General features: G+C 70.7%; 17 protein-coding genes. 11 read left to right on the forward strand and 6 right to left on the reverse strand.

The genetic code is table 11. The features are described from left to right. Positions 1-68 precede the first annotated feature (68 nt). On the reverse strand, positions 69-1,325 hold the full coding sequence (locus BLS25_RS17020; RefSeq protein WP_218128154.1) for an aggregation-promoting factor C-terminal-like domain-containing protein: 1,257 nt from the start codon (positions 1,323-1,325) through the stop codon (positions 69-71). A gap of 302 nt (positions 1,326-1,627) precedes the next feature. On the opposite strand from BLS25_RS17020, the gene BLS25_RS01970 reads away from it, so the two are divergent. The 5 genes from BLS25_RS01970 to BLS25_RS01990 all read left to right on the forward strand — a co-directional run bounded on the left by BLS25_RS01970 (position 1,628) and on the right by BLS25_RS01990 (position 7,191). After that, positions 1,628-3,925 carry a polyribonucleotide nucleotidyltransferase gene (locus BLS25_RS01970; RefSeq protein WP_056227345.1) on the forward strand — a complete coding sequence of 766 codons (2,298 nt, stop codon included), beginning with the start codon at positions 1,628-1,630 and terminating at the stop codon, positions 3,923-3,925. Between the two features lie 233 nt (positions 3,926-4,158). After that, positions 4,159-5,184: an aldo/keto reductase gene (locus BLS25_RS01975; protein ID WP_056228473.1), complete on the forward strand. Its 1,026-nt coding sequence runs from the start codon at positions 4,159-4,161 to the stop codon at positions 5,182-5,184. Between the two features lie 79 nt (positions 5,185-5,263). Continuing rightward, positions 5,264-5,866: a histidine phosphatase family protein gene (locus BLS25_RS01980; RefSeq protein WP_056227348.1), complete on the forward strand. Its 603-nt coding sequence runs from the start codon at positions 5,264-5,266 to the stop codon at positions 5,864-5,866. Between the two features lie 63 nt (positions 5,867-5,929). Next, complete coding sequence (gene dapB / locus BLS25_RS01985; RefSeq protein ID WP_074694231.1) at positions 5,930-6,742, forward strand: 4-hydroxy-tetrahydrodipicolinate reductase; 813 nt, start codon at positions 5,930-5,932, stop codon at positions 6,740-6,742. Next, complete coding sequence (locus BLS25_RS01990) at positions 6,739-7,191, forward strand: hypothetical protein (protein ID WP_074694232.1); 453 nt, start codon at positions 6,739-6,741, stop codon at positions 7,189-7,191. The genes dapB and BLS25_RS01990 overlap by 4 nt, the downstream gene beginning before the upstream one ends. A 112-nt stretch (positions 7,192-7,303) precedes the next feature. Here BLS25_RS01990 and BLS25_RS01995 read toward each other — a convergent pair whose 3' ends face one another. The 4 genes from BLS25_RS01995 to BLS25_RS02010 all read right to left on the reverse strand — a co-directional run bounded on the left by BLS25_RS01995 (position 7,304) and on the right by BLS25_RS02010 (position 9,750). Then, entirely contained in the window at positions 7,304-8,224 is a 921-nt protein-coding gene (locus BLS25_RS01995) for a TIGR01777 family oxidoreductase (protein ID WP_074694233.1), read from the reverse strand. Further along, on the reverse strand, positions 8,217-8,642 hold the full coding sequence (locus tag BLS25_RS02000; RefSeq protein ID WP_056227360.1) for an OsmC family peroxiredoxin: 426 nt from the start codon (positions 8,640-8,642) through the stop codon (positions 8,217-8,219). Before BLS25_RS02000 ends, BLS25_RS01995 begins: the two co-directional genes overlap by 8 nt. Positions 8,643-8,747: 105 nt before the next feature. Then, positions 8,748-9,320, reverse strand: coding sequence for a DUF4395 domain-containing protein (locus tag BLS25_RS02005; protein WP_056227362.1), 573 nt, complete (start codon positions 9,318-9,320; stop codon positions 8,748-8,750). After that, positions 9,313-9,750 carry a TlpA family protein disulfide reductase gene (locus BLS25_RS02010; protein ID WP_074694412.1) on the reverse strand — a complete coding sequence of 146 codons (438 nt, stop codon included), beginning with the start codon at positions 9,748-9,750 and terminating at the stop codon, positions 9,313-9,315. The genes BLS25_RS02005 and BLS25_RS02010 overlap by 8 nt, the downstream gene beginning before the upstream one ends. A gap of 151 nt (positions 9,751-9,901) precedes the next feature. Here BLS25_RS02010 and BLS25_RS02015 point away from each other — a divergent pair, with 151 nt between their 5' ends. The 3 genes from BLS25_RS02015 to BLS25_RS02025 are packed head-to-tail and all read left to right on the forward strand — an operon-like array spanning position 9,902 to position 11,965. Further along, positions 9,902-10,711 (forward strand): thymidylate synthase, encoded by an 810-nt coding sequence (locus BLS25_RS02015; protein ID WP_056228476.1) that lies wholly within the window; start codon positions 9,902-9,904, stop codon positions 10,709-10,711. After that, entirely contained in the window at positions 10,708-11,208 is a 501-nt protein-coding gene (locus tag BLS25_RS02020; protein ID WP_074694234.1) for a dihydrofolate reductase, read from the forward strand. Before BLS25_RS02015 ends, BLS25_RS02020 begins: the two co-directional genes overlap by 4 nt. Position 11,209: 1 nt before the next feature. Then, positions 11,210-11,965 carry an SDR family NAD(P)-dependent oxidoreductase gene (locus BLS25_RS02025; protein ID WP_056227371.1) on the forward strand — a complete coding sequence of 252 codons (756 nt, stop codon included), beginning with the start codon at positions 11,210-11,212 and terminating at the stop codon, positions 11,963-11,965. Between the two features lie 19 nt (positions 11,966-11,984). Here the strand turns inward: BLS25_RS02025 and BLS25_RS02030 are convergent, their stop codons facing one another. Next, positions 11,985-12,521 carry an NUDIX domain-containing protein gene (locus BLS25_RS02030; RefSeq protein ID WP_074694235.1) on the reverse strand — a complete coding sequence of 179 codons (537 nt, stop codon included), beginning with the start codon at positions 12,519-12,521 and terminating at the stop codon, positions 11,985-11,987. Positions 12,522-12,616: 95 nt separating this feature from the next. On the opposite strand from BLS25_RS02030, the gene dapA reads away from it, so the two are divergent. From dapA to BLS25_RS02045, 3 genes are all read left to right on the forward strand, one after another. Further along, positions 12,617-13,594 (forward strand): 4-hydroxy-tetrahydrodipicolinate synthase, encoded by a 978-nt coding sequence (gene dapA, locus BLS25_RS02035; protein ID WP_056227377.1) that lies wholly within the window; start codon positions 12,617-12,619, stop codon positions 13,592-13,594. Between the two features lie 76 nt (positions 13,595-13,670). Continuing rightward, complete coding sequence (locus BLS25_RS02040) at positions 13,671-15,347, forward strand: ribonuclease J (protein WP_056227381.1); 1,677 nt, start codon at positions 13,671-13,673, stop codon at positions 15,345-15,347. Between the two features lie 71 nt (positions 15,348-15,418). After that, positions 15,419-15,910 (forward strand): GNAT family N-acetyltransferase, encoded by a 492-nt coding sequence (locus BLS25_RS02045; protein WP_074694236.1) that lies wholly within the window; start codon positions 15,419-15,421, stop codon positions 15,908-15,910. Positions 15,911-15,923 lie beyond the last annotated feature (13 nt).

The following is a 15,923-nucleotide window of genomic DNA, read 5'->3' on the forward strand; positions in this document are numbered from 1 at the left end:
TCGCGGCCGGTGCCTGCACCGAGCGACCCGGTGCCCGTCTGCGTCGCCTGCGCGCTCGCCGCGGGGTGTCAGTACCAGCCGGTGCGCTGGGAGTGATCCCACGCGCCGCAGGGGGAGCCGTACCGCGAGCCGATGTACGACAGGCCCCAGGAGATCTGGGTGACGGCGTTGGTGCGCCAGTCGAGTCCGGCGGAGGCCAACTTGTCGCCGGGGAGAGCCTGAGGGATGCCGTAGGCACCGCTGCCCGCGTTGTAGGCGTCGGCCCGCCATCCCGACTCGCGGTTCCACAGCGAGACGAGGCAGGAGAACTGGTCGTCACCCCAGCCGTAGCGGCCGATCGCGCCGCGCGCCGCGGACCGCGCCTCGCTCGGGCTCATGATCGGACCGGCCGGAGCCGTCGACCCCGCCCCCGAGCCGCCGCCGCCCGAGCCGCCGGTCGAGCCGCTTCCGCCGCCCGATGAGCCGTTGTTCGCGCCGCCCCCGGTCGAGGCGGAACCGCCGCCGGCCGCTCCACCACCGCCCGTCGTCCCGCCGCCGCCCGGAGCCGCACCGCCACCGGTGCTCGCCCCGCCGGCGGATCCGCCGGGCTGCGCCGCATCGCGCTGCACCTTCTGCTCCTCGCGCGCCGCGCGCTCCTGAGCGGCGGTCGTCGCCCTGAGGGCCGCGAGCTGGGCGTAGAGATCGTCGAGGCGGCCCTGCGTCTCGCGCACCGTCGCCGCCTCGGCGTCCGCATCGCTCTGCGCCGCCGCCGCGGTGGCTCGAGCGTCGGCGGCCACGCGCGCGGCTTCGTCCCGCGCCTGCTCGGCCTGCTCGCGCAGCGAGGTCGCGACGTCGGCCGTACTGCGGGCGCGACCCGCGGTGCGCGCGGCGACCTCCGAGACCCGATCCAGGATGCCGAGCCGTTCCAGCAGCGAATCGGGATCGGCATCCGTGAGCAGCTGCGCCACCAGCGGGCCGCCGCCCACGGTGCGGTACAGCCGCGCGGCGCTCGCGCCGGCGGCCGTGGCGCTCGAGGTCGCGGCGGCGTCGGCCGAGGCGCTCTCGGCGCTCAGCGCTGCCGCGCGCGCAGCGGTCGTCTCGGCCAGCAGTCGCGTCTGCTCGGCGGTCGCCGACGCGTCGAGGGCACGGCGCGACGCGGCCACGGCGACGGCCTCCGCGGCATCCAACTCCGCCCGCACCCGGGCGACGGCGCTCTCGTCGACCGCGGCGACGGGAGCCACGGACCCCGCGCCGATAACCGCCGCGGAGGCGGGGACGGGGGCGAGGGCCGCGCCGGCGAGGACGCACGCGAGAAGCGTGTGACTCGTGCGACGGATGAGGCCCATGAGGTCACGGTAGAGCACGACGTCGTGCGCTGCCCACCCGGAACGGGTCGTCGCTGGTAGGGTGGCGAGGGATGCCGTCGTGGCATCGGCTCAACTACATATGAGCTCACGGAGCAGGCCGGCAGACGCTGGTCCCCTGTGGTGGACTCCCCGTCGTATGCCGGGTGGTCGTCTACTGGTGGCCAGTCGCCGGGATTCCGGGTCGATTCGTCGGCGCGCCCTTTCTGCCTGTTCCTGCTCCTTCGCATGTCAGCTCGTCGCCCACACGGGGCGGCGAGCCTAAACAAAGAAGGAGGGACCTCTTGGAAGGTCCAGAAATCACCGCCGCTGAAGCCGTTCTCGACAACGGCCGTTTCGGCACCCGTACCGTCCGGTTCGAAACCGGACGCCTCGCTCAGCAGGCTCAGGGCGCAGTCGCCGCCTACCTCGACGAGGAGACCATGCTGCTGTCGGCCACCAGCGCCGGCAAGCACCCGCGTGAAGGATTCGACTTCTTCCCGCTGACCGTCGACGTCGAGGAGCGCTCGTACGCCGCCGGCAAGATCCCCGGCTCGTTCTTCCGCCGCGAGGGTCGCCCCTCCACCGAGGCCATCCTCGTGTGCCGCCTCATCGACCGCCCGCTGCGCCCGTCGTTCGTCGACGGCCTGCGCAACGAGGTGCAGATCGTCGTCACCGTGCTGTCGATCGCCCCCGGCGAGTTCTACGACGCGTTGGCGATCAACGCCGCCTCGCTGTCGACCCAGATCTCGGGTCTGCCGTTCTCGGGTCCCATCGCGGGTGTGCGCCTGGCGCTCATCCCCGGTCAGGGCGAGAACGCCGACCAGTGGGTCGCCTTCCCGACCGTCACGCAGCTCGAGGACGCCGTCTTCGACCTCATCGTCGCGGGCCGCGTGCTCGACGACGGCGACGTCGCCATCATGATGGTGGAGGCCGAGGCCACCGAGGGCAGCTGGAACATGATCAAGGGCGGCGCGACCAAGCCGAACGAGCAGGTCGTCGCCGAGGGCCTCGAGGCCGCCAAGCCCTTCCTGCGCCAGCTCGTCGACGCGCAGAACGAGGTCGCGCGCACCGCGGCCAAGGAGATCCAGTCGTTCCCCGTCTTCCCGGCCTACAGCCAGGAGACCTACGACTTCGTCGCCGGTCGCGCTTACGACCGTCTGGTGCCCGTGTACCAGATCGCCGACAAGCAGGAGCGTCAGAACGCCGATGACGAGGTCAAGACCTCGGTCAAGGAGCAGCTCGTCGCCGCCGTCGAGTCGGGCGAGCTGCCCGCCGTCGCGACCCTCGAGTTCAACGCCGCGTACAAGTCGGTCACCAAGACGATCGTCCGCGGTCGCATCCTGGCCGAGGGCGTCCGCATGGACGGCCGCGGACTCGCCGACATCCGCCCGCTCGACGCCGAGGTGCAGGTCATCCCGCGCGTCCACGGCTCGGCGATCTTCCAGCGCGGCGAGACCCAGATCCTGGGCGTCACCACGCTGAACATGCTCAAGATGGAGCAGCAGATCGACTCGCTCTCGCCCATCACGAGCAAGCGCTACCTGCACCACTACAACTTCCCGCCGTACTCGACCGGTGAGACCGGTCGCGTGGGTTCGCCGAAGCGTCGCGAGATCGGTCACGGCTTCTTGGCCGAGCGCGCGCTCGTCCCGGTGCTCCCCAGCCGCGAGGAGTTCCCCTACGCGATCCGTCAGGTGTCCGAGGCCCTCGGCTCCAACGGCTCGACGTCGATGGGCTCGGTCTGCGCATCGACCCTGTCGCTGCTGAACGCGGGTGTGCCCCTTCGCGCCCCCGTCGCCGGTATCGCCATGGGCCTGGTCACCGACGAGGTCGACGGACAGACGCGCTACGCCGCCCTGACCGACATCCTCGGCGCCGAAGACGCCCTCGGCGACATGGACTTCAAGGTCGCCGGCACGAGCGAGTTCATCACCGCGATCCAGCTCGACACCAAGCTCGACGGCATCCCGTCGTCGGTGCTGGCCGCCGCCCTCACCCAGGCCAAGGAGGCTCGCCTCACGATCCTCAACGTCCTGAACTCGGCGATCGACGCTCCCGACGAGATGGCGCCCACCGCGCCCCGCGTCATCAGCGTGCAGATCCCGGTCGACAAGATCGGCGAGCTCATCGGACCCAAGGGCAAGACGATCAACTCCATCCAGGACGAGACCGGCGCCCAGATCTCGATCGAGGACGACGGCACCGTGTACATCGGTGCGACCGACGGCCCCTCGGCCGAGGCGGCCCGCGCCCAGGTGAACGCGATCGCCAACCCGACCAACCCCGAGGTGGGCGAGCAGTTCCTCGGAACCGTCGTCAAGATCGCGACCTTCGGTGCGTTCGTCTCGCTGCTTCCCGGCAAGGACGGCCTGCTGCACGTCAGCGAGGTCCGCAAGCTCGCCGGTGGCAAGCGCGTCGAGAACGTCGAAGACGTGCTCTCGGTCGGTCGCAAGATCCTCGTGCGCATCACGAAGATCGACGACCGCGGCAAGCTCTCGCTCGAGCCCGTGCTCGACGAGGAGGCCACCACGCCCGAGCCCGCCGACACGCAGAGTTCGGCCGCCGCGAGCGAGGGCCCCGAGGCTCCCGCCGAAGGCTGATCCTTCTCGCTGACCGGATGCCCGTCCCGCTTCGTGCGGGGCGGGCATCCGTCGTGTGACGGGTGTGACGCACGTGGCGAGCGACGCGGAAGCGTTACGCAATGTTTATCGGCGCGGCGGGGCAATCGACGGAGCGGTCACGAGGAAGGCCTAGCCTCGTAGTACGTCGGGGGGCGTGGTGATACGGGCGCTGTTCCGTATCGTCACCCGGCACTGTGGGAGAGGACCTCACCATGAGCGGCTCGGGCGTCGATGAGACGGCCACGCCGCGCCTGCGTCGAGATCGAGCCCCGCATCCGTCGTCACCCATCACCCTGCAGGGGCCGGGGCTGGGTTCGCACGTGCGCGTTCCGCTCGGCGAGACGGGGTTCGACGTCTTCCCGCTGTTCCTCGGCGGGGGAGAGTTCGGGTGGAACGTCGACGCGCGCGCGAGCCACGAGATCCTCGACGCCTACGCCGAGCTCGGCGGCAACGCGCTGCACACCGCCGACAGCTACGCGGCGGGGCGCAGCGAGTTCATCATCGGCGAATGGTTGCGCACCCGCCGCATGCGCGACGACACCGTCCTGACGGTCCGCATCGGCGGTCACCCCGACAACCCCGGGCTCGACTCCGTCAACCTCGTGCGCGCCGTCGAGGCCTCGCTCACGCGCCTCGGCACCGATCGCATCGACGTGCTGTCGCTCGACGCCGCCCGGGGCGACAAGGCGCTCCTCGAGGACACCCTGGCCACGAGCGAGTGGCTCGTCGACGCGGGCAAGGTACGCGCGATCGGCGCGCACGGCTACACCGCCGCCCAGCTCGTCGAGGCTCGCATCCTGTCATCGGCGGGGTACCCGCGCATCACGGTGCTCGACGTGCCGTACAACGTGCTGCGCCGCTCGGAGTTCGAAGGCGACGTGCGTCTCATCGCCTCGGCGCAGAACATGGCCGTCACTCCTTCGCATCCGCTCGCCCACGGCTTCCTGGCCGGCGAGACCCGCACTCGAGGACAGTCCTCGCAGTCGGTGCGCGGCACGCAGGTCGCCGCGCACTTGAACCGGCGGGGCTCGCGCGTACTGCGCGCCCTCGACGCCGTGGGCAGCGAACTCGGCCTCCCGGATGCCGCGGTGGCGGTGGCCTGGCTGCTGGCTCAGAAGATCGTGACGGCGCCCATCGTGAACGCCTTCGCGCCCCGGCACGTCGTGGAGTGCATGCGCGCCGTCGGCGTGCGGCTCAGCCGGGCGCACCTCTCGGATATCGCGCGCGCCGCGGAGTGATCGGCCCCCTGTCGGGGGTGTGACGTAGGCTGGTCGATGAGGGCCGGGGGACGGCGGATCGACGACGGAGTGAGCTGACGTGACGCACTACATCTACCTGGTGCGCCATGGCGAGCACCAGGATGCCGAGCACGGCCTCACCGACGGCCCACTGTCGCCGCGGGGTCAGCGTCAGGCCGCCCTGCTGGCCGACCGTCTGTCCGGACTCCCGCTCGACGCCGTCTGGCACTCGCCTCTCGAACGCGCGGCGCAGACAGCCCGCGCCGTCGCCGACCGTCTGCCCGCCGTCACTCCCGAGTCCTCGGCGCTTCTCTTCGATTGCATCCCCACCGGTATGACGCCCGAGACGCCCTCGGTGTTCGAGCCCTTCTTCGGTTCGGTGACCGAGGCCGAGATCGATGCGGGCCGCGCGCAGATGGCCGATGCCACCGCCGAGTTCCTCGCCCGCAAGGCCGGTGAGGTCCACGAGCTGGTCATCACGCACAATTTCGTCATCTCGTGGTTCGTCCGCGAGGTGCTGCAGGCGCCCGAGTGGCGCTGGATGACCATCAACCAGGCCTACTGCGGTCTGACGGTCATCGCGCAGAAGAAGGGCCGGCCCTGGACCCTCCTGTCGCACAACGACCTCGCGCACCTGCCGGTCGAGCTGCGCACCGGGCTGGTCGACCCGCTTCCGGTCTGAGCTTCGCGCGGCGCGTCTGTGGTTAACGCCGCGACGCCGTGCGCTCGCGCCTAGGCTGGACCTATGACGACGCGTGTGGCCATCGTGGGCGGAACCGGAAAGCTCGGCGGGGTGATCAGGGCGGTCGTCGAGGCCGAAGAGGGCTACGAGGTCACCGCGGTGCTCACCTCGGCCTCTCCGCTCAGCGAGATGGACGGCGCGGATCTCGTGATCGACGCGACGACCCCCGCCGTCTCCATCGACGTCGTCCGCGCGGCGGTCGAGCGCGGCATCAACGTCCTGGTGGGCACCTCGGGTTGGTCGAACGAACGCATCGCCCTCGTCCGATCGTTGGTGGATGCCAGCGGAACGGGCGCCGTTTTCATCCCCAACTTCTCGCTCGGTTCGGTGATCGGCAGCGCCCTCGCGGCGGCGGCGGCCCCGTTCTTCCCCTCGATCGAGATCGTCGAGGCCCACCACGAGACGAAGATCGATTCTCCCAGCGGGACGGCGGTGCGCACCGCCGAGCTCATCGCGGCGGCGCGGGCCGACGTCGGCCCCGTCGAGTCTCCCCATGTCGACCAGCGTGCTCGCGGACAGCGCGTGGCATCCGTCCCCATTCACTCGCTGCGTCGCCCGGGTGTCGTCGCCCGCCAAGAGACGGTGCTCTCGGCAGCGGGGGAGTCGCTGACGATCGTGCACGACACGATCGAGCCCGCCAAGGCCTACGCTCCCGGCATCCGGATCGCCCTGGCCGCAGCGCGCGACGCGCGCGGCGTGCACGTGGGTCTCGACAGCTTCATCGACATCGGCGTGCGGACGCGTCCCCTCGCGCCCGAGGCTCCGATCGCCGACGGCGACGTGTCGGGCCAGGTCGCGGGAGTCACCAGCGCATGAGAGTGCGCGTCGCGGTCGCCGTCATGACGGTGCTGCTGCTGATGTACGTCGCGCTCGCGGGGCAGCGGGCCATCGTTCTGCTGACGAGCGGAGAGACCGTCGGCGTCGTGATGGGCGTGGCGTTGCTCGTGCTTCCGGCCCTGGCGATCTGGGCGATCGGCCGCGAACTGTGGTTCGGTGTGCGCGCCCAGCAACTGGGGGAGCGGTTGGATGCCGAGGGCGGACTGCCCGATGAAGACCTCCCCGTGCGCCCGAGCGGGCGCATCGAACGCGAAGACGGCGACGCATTGTTCCCGCGCTACCGGGCGGACGTCGAAGAACACCCCGACGACTGGCGCGCGCGCTACCGGCTGGGCCTCGCGTACGACGCGGCGGGCGACCGTCGGCGCGCGCGGGATGCGATCCGCACGGCCATCCGTCTCGAGACATCCGAGCGCCGCGCCGCCTGAGGACTTCTTCGCGGAACCCCGCTCTGCGGCCCCGACGAGCTCGCTCCCGGCCCCGGGTGCCCCGGGCAGCGGAGGGGAGGGGGCGTGAGCGTCCGGCCTCCCCTCCGTCCCGTCAGGCGGCGTCGTGCGCCGGCACGGCCGAGGCCACGGCCTCTTCGACCGTGCGGTGAGAGAACGTGAACCCGCTGTCCTCGAGGGCCGTCGGGCGCACGTCGGCGTCGGAGGTGAGCAGCGCCTCGGTCGCGTCGGAGCCGAGGGCGAGCTTCACGCCCCAGATCGGCGCGCGCACGAGGTACGGACGATTCATGCGGCGGGCGAGGGCGAAACCGAGGTCGTTCGCCGTCGCGCGCGTGGGGCCGGTGAGGTTCACGGGTCCCGACAGATCGGAATCGATGACGTGGCGGATCGCGCGCACCTCGTCGTCGAGCGAGATCCACGGCCACACCTGGGTGCCGCGGCCGATCGGGCCCGAGATGCCGAGCTTGGTCAGCAGGAGGAGGGGCTTGAGCACTCCCTGCTCGTGCACGACGGGGGCGGTGCGCAGCATCGCCACCCGCGCCGAATCTCCGGCGGCTCGTGCCTCGTGCTCCCAATCCACGCAGATGTCCGCGAGCAGGCCCGTGCCGCGCTTCGAGTCCTCGGTCAGGACGGCTCCGGGCTGCGAACCGTAGAAACCGGTCGCGCTCGCGTTCACGAGCGCCGGGGCGTCGCCGCCCAGCGCACGGACCGCGGTGGCCAGGGTGCGCGTCGGGGTGATGCGCGACCACAGCAGGGTGCTCTTGTACGAGGGGGTCCAGGGGAAATGCCCGATCGATGCGCCGTTCAGGCACACCACGGCGTCGGCCCCGGCGATCACGTCGGGGTCGAGCGGGGTGGCATCCTGCAGCCACTGCACCTCGTGCGGGGCGGTCGGCTCGTGGCGCACGAGCGAGGTGACCTCGACGCCGTCGCCGCGCAGCGAGTCGAGCAGGGCCGAGCCGATGAGGCCCGACGCGCCGGCGAGGACGACGCGTCGGGCCGGGGTCTCAGGCAAGCGTGGCCTCGAGGGTGATGTCGATGCCCGCGAGCGCCTGCGACACGGGGCAGTTCGCCTTGGCATCGGCGGCGATCTTCTGGAACGTCTCGTCGTCGAGCCCGGGCACGACCGCGTTCACGTTGAGGTGGCTGCCGGTGATCCCGGTGCCGGGCTTGAAGGTGATCGACGCCGTCGCGTCGACCGACTCGGGCGGGGTGCCGTTGTCGGCGAGGGCATTCGAGAGCGCCATGCTGAAGCACGACGAGTGGGCACCGGCGAGAAGTTCCTCGGGGGTGGTGACCGAGCTCGAGCCTTCGCTGCGGGCCTTCCAGTTCACGTCGAACGTGCCGATGCCCGAGGAGGTGAACGTGACCTCACCCGATCCTTCGAACAGGCTGCCCTTCCAGGCGGTGGTGGCTTCGCTCGTGACGGCCATGGGAACCTCCGTTGTCTCGGCGCGGTCGGGGCGACCGCGACGCGGCCAGCCTAGTGAGCGCGGACGGCACTCTTCGGGTCTTGACAGGCCTTTGCTCGACGACGCTCAGACAGCGGCGGGGCCGCGTCGCCCGATGAGTCCCGCGCGCTGCAGAACGAGGTAGAGCTGGCATCCGAGGCACAGTCCGAAGACCGCGTTGAGGAACGCCGCGACGAACGCCATGGCCGCCGCGATCGGCAGCGCCCAGGGAACCCCGGCGAGGTGGAGGAGCAGTCCGGCAGCCGTGACGAAGAGCCCCACGCCCTGGGCGAAGCGGGGCGGGCGCGGGTCTTCGAACTCGGTCGGGGGTGCGAGGCGGGGCTGCACGACCCGTCGGTAGAGCACGCCCCACGGCGCGGTGCGCGGAGAGGTGACGCCCCAGACGAACAGCAGCGCGATCACGAGCACCACGACGAAGCCGGGGTCCGCGACGCGGTCCAGAAGGGGCAGCTGCTGCACGGCCCAGCCATCGGGGCGGAAGGTCGCGTCGGCCAGAGGTTGGTAGGCGAACCACCCGTAGGCTCCGCGCTGCGTCGAGATGCCGATCAGGCTCAGGACGGTCGCCACGAGGAGGAGGACGGCGGTGATGGATGCCGCGAAGCGGGGGCCGCGAGCATCGATGCGCGAGGTGTCAGGCACGGGTGGGCTCCTTCTGCAGGCGGGTCAACTCGCTCTCGACCGCGGCGCGTTCGAGAGTGCCCCCGAAGCGGGTGCGGATCACTCCACGCCGGTCGAGGACGAGGGTGGTGGGGGTCTGCAGCACGCGGAAGTGCTGAGCGAGGTCGGGCCGATGGGTGAGGTCGACGTCGACGTAACTGACGCCGTCGCGGGCGTCGGCGATCTGCGTGAGCACGCGGCGCACCCCGGGGCAGCGGGAGCAGATCTCGGTGCTGAACTGCACGAGGGTCGCCTCGGGCCCGAGGCTCTCGGCACCGAGCAGGGCGGGATCGACCGCCTCGACCGAATCGACGGTGCGCGCGCGGCCCTGGCGGCGCCGGAACACGAGACCGGCGATCGTCGTGAGTACGACGAGCGCCCCGGCGGCCAGAAGAGCGTAGGTCACGTCCACGACCGTCAACGCTAACGCGCGGGAGCGCGGGGAGGGCCGATGAGTCCTCTCGTGACGAACCCTCCTCCCCACCGCGTGCGCAGGCCTCCACCGTCCACCGTCGTCGCCCCGCGCCCCCCGTCGGGAGCCCGTCGCGGGTATCGTGAAGGCCGTGACCGCCGACATCCCGACGCCCTACGAAGACCTTCTCCGCGACGTGCTCGAGACGGGCGTGCACAAGTCCGATCGCACGGGAACGGGCACCACGAGCGTGTTCGGGCGGCAGATCCGCTTCGACCTCGCCGAGGGGTTCCCCCTCATCACCACCAAGCGCGTGCACCTGAAGTCGATCGTCTACGAACTGCTGTGGTTCCTGCGCGGCGAGTCGAACGTGTCGTGGTTGAAGGACAACGGCGTGACGATCTGGGACGAGTGGGCCGACGCCGACGGCGAGCTCGGCCCCGTGTACGGCGTGCAGTGGCGTTCGTGGCCCACCGCCGACGGCGGCACGATCGACCAGATCGCGCAGGTGATCGAGCAGATCCGCCGCGACCCCGACTCGCGACGACTCATCGTCTCGGCCTGGAACCCCGCAGACATCCCCGACATGGCGCTCGCCCCCTGTCACGCTCTGTTCCAGTTCTACGTCGCCGATGGCAAGCTCTCGTGCCAGCTGTACCAGCGCAGCGCCGACATGTTCCTCGGGGTTCCGTTCAACATCGCGTCGTACGCCCTTCTGACCCTCATGGTCGCGCAGCAGACGGGCCTCGAGCCCGGCGAGTTCGTCTGGACCGGCGGCGATTGCCACGTCTACGACAACCACCGCGAGCAGGTCGCCGAGCAGCTCACGCGCGACCCCTACCCCTACCCGACGCTGCGCTTCGCCCGTACGCCCGCGTCGATCTTCGATTACACCTACGACGACATCATGGTCGAGGACTACCAGCACCACCCGGCGATCCGCGGAGCCGTCGCGGTATGACCACGGTCGGCCTCGTCTGGGCCCAGGCGCACGACGGTGTGATCGGTGCCGACGGCGGGATGCCGTGGCACGTGCCCGAAGACATGGCCCACTTCCGCGAGGTCACGGGATCGGCCGAGGTCGTCATGGGGCGTCGCACCTGGGAGTCGCTTCCGCCGCGATTCCGCCCCCTGCCCGGGCGGCGCAACATCGTCGTGACGCGCTCCGCCGACTGGGCCGACGACGGTGCCGAACGCGCGGGATCGCTTGAGGAGGCCCTCGCGCTCACCACGGGCGACGAGGTCTGGGTGATCGGCGGGGGAATGCTCTACGCCGCCGCGATCGACCGCGCCGACCTGCTCGAGGTCACCCGCCTCGACGTCGCGGTCGAGGGCGATACGCGCGCACCCTCGACGGACGGGTGGAGCCTCGTCGCCGCCGACCCCGAACAGGGCTGGCACACCTCGCGCAGCGGCATCCGATATCGCTTCGAGACCTACCGCAGACCGGGGGAGTGACATGGCCACCGCACTCATCACGGGAGCGAGCTCCGGCCTCGGCGCCGAGTTCGCCCGCCAGCTCGCCGCACGGGGAGCGGGGCTCGTGCTGGTGGCGCGCGACCGCGCGGCGCTCGTCGAGGTCGCCGAGCAGATCCGCGCGGCGCACGGCGTCGACGTCGAGGTGCTCGCCGCCGATCTGCTCGACGCCGACGCGCTCTCCGTCGTCGAAGAGCGACTGGCCACGGGCGGCATCGACGTGCTCGTCAACAACGCGGGCTTCGGCCTCGACCTGGCCTTCGAGAAGAACGCCATCGACGACGAGGTGCGCCACCTGCGCCTGCACGTCGAAGCGACGATGCGGCTGATGCACGCAGCGCTCCCCGCGATGCTCGAGCGGGGGAGCGGCCGCATCGTCAACGTCGCCTCGGTGGCCGGGTTCGTCCCGCGCGGAACGTACGGGGCCGTGAAGGGGTGGCTCATCTCGTTCAGCCGCTGGGCGAACGTGGTCTACCGCCCGCGCGGGGTCACGGTGACGGCGGTCTGCCCCGGTTTCGTGCACACCGACTTCCACGCCCGCCTCGGGCTGCCGCCGGGGCAGGAGGGCGTGCCGAACGGCATGTGGCTCGACGCCGCGACCGTCGTGCGCGAGGGGCTGCGCGACGCGGCCCGCGGCCGATCGGTCTCGGTCCCGTCGTGGCGCTACAAGGTGCTCGTCGGCACGTCTCGGCTGCTGCCCGACGCGCTGGTGGTCGCGGCGGCGTCCCGCGGGCGCTGACCGCTCGACCGGGAACGGCTCAGCGGAAGCGGCCGAGCCGGATCCCGGCGAGGGCGAGCGCACCGATGGTCTCGCCGTCCGTGACGGTGCCGTCGGCGACGAGGGCGAGCGCCTCGGCGAACGGCACCCACCGGATCGCGTCGATGCCCTCCTCGGACTGCGACTGCGTGGCATCCGTCGTCTTCAGTCCTCTCGCGAGGAAGACGTACTCGGGGGCGTCGGCGATGCCGTTGAGGGCGTTCATCCGGCCGAGGGGGATCCACTCGGATGCCGTGACCCCGGTCTCTTCGAGGAGCTCGCGCTTCGCGGCCACGAGCGGATCCTCGCCGTCGGAACCGCCCGCGGGGATCTCGAGCGAGCGTCCGGTCGTGTACCGCTCCAGTTCGACGAAGCACACGCGCTCGTCATCGTCGAGGGCCACGACGAAGACGGCCGGATGCTGCATCCGCACCACGCCGTAGATGCCGTCGCCGTGGGGACCGGTCACCTCGTCCTCGCGCACGTGGATCCAGCGGTTCTCGTAGACGGTGCGCGACGCGCGGGTGGTCCAGGCCATGACGCCACCCTAGGACGCGGGCCCTGTCACGCGATGTTCACCGGGGCTGTGGACGACGCCGCGGGCGGCACGCCGCGAACCGATATCCTGGGCACATGACGCACTCCGGCAATCCCTTCGGTCAGGTGCTCGTCGCGCTCATCACCCCGATGACCGCCGACGGCGAAGTCGATTGGCCCGCCACCGAGAAGCACATCGACGACGTCATCACCGCCGGAGCCGACGGCATCGTCGTCACCGGCACCACCGGTGAGACCTCGACTCTCACCGACCCCGAGAAGCTGCGTCTCGTCGAGGTCGGCAAGAGCGTGTCCGCCGGTCGCGCGAAGATCATCACGGGCGGTGGCTCGAACGAGACCGCGCACGCGATCGAGCTCTACAAGGCCAGCGAGAAGGCCGGCGCCGACGGCATCATGATCGTCACGCCGTACTACAACAAGCCGACGCAGGCCGGCATCCTGACGCACTTCCGCCTGGTCGCCGACGCGACCGACCTGCCGGTCATCCTTTACGACATCCCCGGCCGCACAGGTGTCCCCATCAAATACGAGACCATCCTGCGTCTGGCTAAGCACCCCAACATCCTCGCGATCAAAGACGCCAAGGGTGACTTCAGCGAGGTCAGCCGCGTGCTGAATCAGACCGACCTCATGTACTTCTCGGGCGACGACGCCAACGTGCTGCCGCACCTGTCGATCGGGGCCTCCGGCCTCATCGGGGTGACCGCCAACATCGCCGCCGCGCCCTACCGCACGATCGTGGATGCCGTGAACTCCGGCGACCTGGCCTCGGCCACCGCCGCGCACAAGGGCCTCGAACCGCTCGTGCGCGCAGTGATGACCCACGTGCCCGGTACGGTCGCCGCGAAGTACATCCTGCACGGCCTCGGCCGCATCGGCAGCCCCCGCGTCCGCCTGCCCCTGGTGGGGCCGGAGGAGTGGGAAGCCGCCGTCATCGAAGACGAGCTGGCCCTCGTGAAGAACGTGGCCGGCGCTGACTTCTCCAACTTCCGCCCCGACCGCAACGCGGCCGCCGGCGGTGCCCTGCCGAAGGTGCACGGCACCACGAGATAAGCATCGGCGTCCGCCGAACCGCGGCCAGGGACGCCATACAGAGGGATGCCGCGAGGCGGCATCCGAGGAGGCTCATATGCCCGCTACCCCGTTCGACCCGCCCGCGCTCGCCGCGGGCACTCTCCGCGTCATCCCGCTCGGCGGTCTGGGCGAAGTCGGTCGCAACATGACCGTCTTCGAGTACGAGGGCAAGCTGCTCGTCGTCGACTGCGGCGTGCTGTTCCCCGAGGAGCACCAGCCGGGCGTCGACCTGATCCTGCCGGACTTCGAGCCCATCAAGCACCGCCTCGACGACATCGTCGGCGTCGTGCTCACGCACGGTCACGAAGACCACATCGGAGCGGTGCCCTACCTGCTCAAGCTCAAGAGCGACATCCCCCTCATCGGCTCGGGCCTCACGCTCGCCCTCATCGAGGCGAAGCTCAAAGAGCACCGCATCCGCCCGTACACGCTGACGGTGAAGGAGGGCCAGCTCGAGAAGGTCGGTCCCTTCGACCTCGAGTTCGTGGCGGTCAACCACTCCATCCCCGACGCGCTCGCCGTCGCGATCCGCACGCCCGCGGGGCTGGTGCTCGCCACCGGCGACTTCAAGATGGACCAGCTGCCGCTGGACGGCCGCATCACCGATCTCCGCGCTTTCGCGCGCCTCGGCGAAGAGGGAGTCGACCTGTTCCTCGTCGACTCGACCAACGCTGACGTCCCCGGTTTCACCCCCACCGAGCGGGCCATCGGCCCCGTGCTCGATCAGGTGATCGCCAAGGCCCCGCGGCGCGTGGTGGTCGCGAGCTTCTCGAGCCACGTGCACCGCGTGCAGCAGGTGCTCGACGCCGCTCACGCGAACGGCCGCCGCGTCGCGCTCCTCGGGCGCAGCATGGTGCGCAACATGGGCATCGCCGCCGACCTCGGCTATCTCAACGTGCCCGACGGCGTGCTGATCGACTACAAGAAGGCGCGCGACCTGCCCGACGACCAGATCGTCTACATGTCGACCGGTTCGCAGGGCGAGCCGATGGCGGTGCTCAGCCGCATGGCCAACCTCGACCACGCGATCGAACCGGGCGAGGGCGACACGATCATCCTGGCATCCAGCCAGATCCCCGGGAACGAGAACGCGATCTACCGCGTGATCGACGGACTCACCAAGCTCGGCGCCACCGTCGTCCACAAGGGCAACGCGAAGGTGCACGTCTCGGGTCACGCCGCCGCCGGCGAGCTGCTGTACTGCTACAACATCCTCAAGCCGAAGAACGTCCTCCCCGTGCACGGCGAGTACCGCCACCTCATGGCCAACGCCAAGCTCGCGCGCGAGACCGGCATCCCCGAAGAGAACACGATCCTCGGCGAGAACGGCACGGTCGTCGACCTGCGCGACGGCGTCGCGAAGGTCGTCGGTCAGGTCGACATCGGCTTCGTCTACGTCGACGGTTCGTCGGTGGGCGAGATCACGGATGCCGACCTCAAGGACCGCCGCATCCTCGGCGAAGAGGGCTTCATCTCGGTCATCGTCGTCGTCGATTCGGCGACCGGCAAGATCGTGTCGGGCCCCGACATCCACGCGCGCGGTGTCGCCGAGGACGACAAGGTGTTCGACAGCGTCAAGCCGAAGATCGCCGCGGCGCTGGCCGAGGCGGCGAAGTCGGGCGTCCGCGACAACCACGCCCTGTCGCAGGTCGTGCGCCGCACGATCGGCCGCTGGGTCAACCAGTCGCTGCGTCGTCGGCCCATGATCGTGCCGATGGTCATCGAGGCCTGACCCTCACGAAGCGCCGCGGGTTCGCCCGCGGCGCTTCGTCGTTCCCGCCCCGCGCTCGCTATCATGCGGGCATGCCCGGTCTCCCGATCCGCGCGGCGCTCCCCTCGGATGGCGCCTTCCTCGCCGACATGACGGTCGAGGCCGCCACGTGGCGAGCCGGCGTCTCACGCCCTCGGCACGAGATCGTCTGCAGTCCCGAGCACCGCCGTTACATCGCGGGGTGGATGCGTCCCGGCGACGCGGGCTTCGTCGCGGAGTCGCCGACCGGCGAGCCCGTGGGGGCGGCCTGGTGCCGGATGCTCCCACGCGACGAGCCCGGGTTCGGGTGGATCGGGACGGGGGTACCGGAGCTGATCATCGGCGTGCGTCCGCTCTGGCGCGCGCACGGCACCGGTCGAGCTCTGCTGCAGCGCCTCGTCGACCACGCGCGGGGCCAGGGGTACGCGCGGATCAGTCTGAGCGTCGAGCGCGACAACTACGCGGTGTCGCTCTACCGGTCGGAGGGTTTCGCCGTCGTCCGCAAGGGGATGGGCCGCGACGTCATGGTCAAGCGCCTGGCCTGAAGTCCGCGTCGGT

Source organism: Microbacterium testaceum StLB037 (assembly GCF_900104345.1).
In the GTDB taxonomy this organism is placed as follows: domain Bacteria; phylum Actinomycetota; class Actinomycetes; order Actinomycetales; family Microbacteriaceae; genus Microbacterium; species Microbacterium testaceum_A.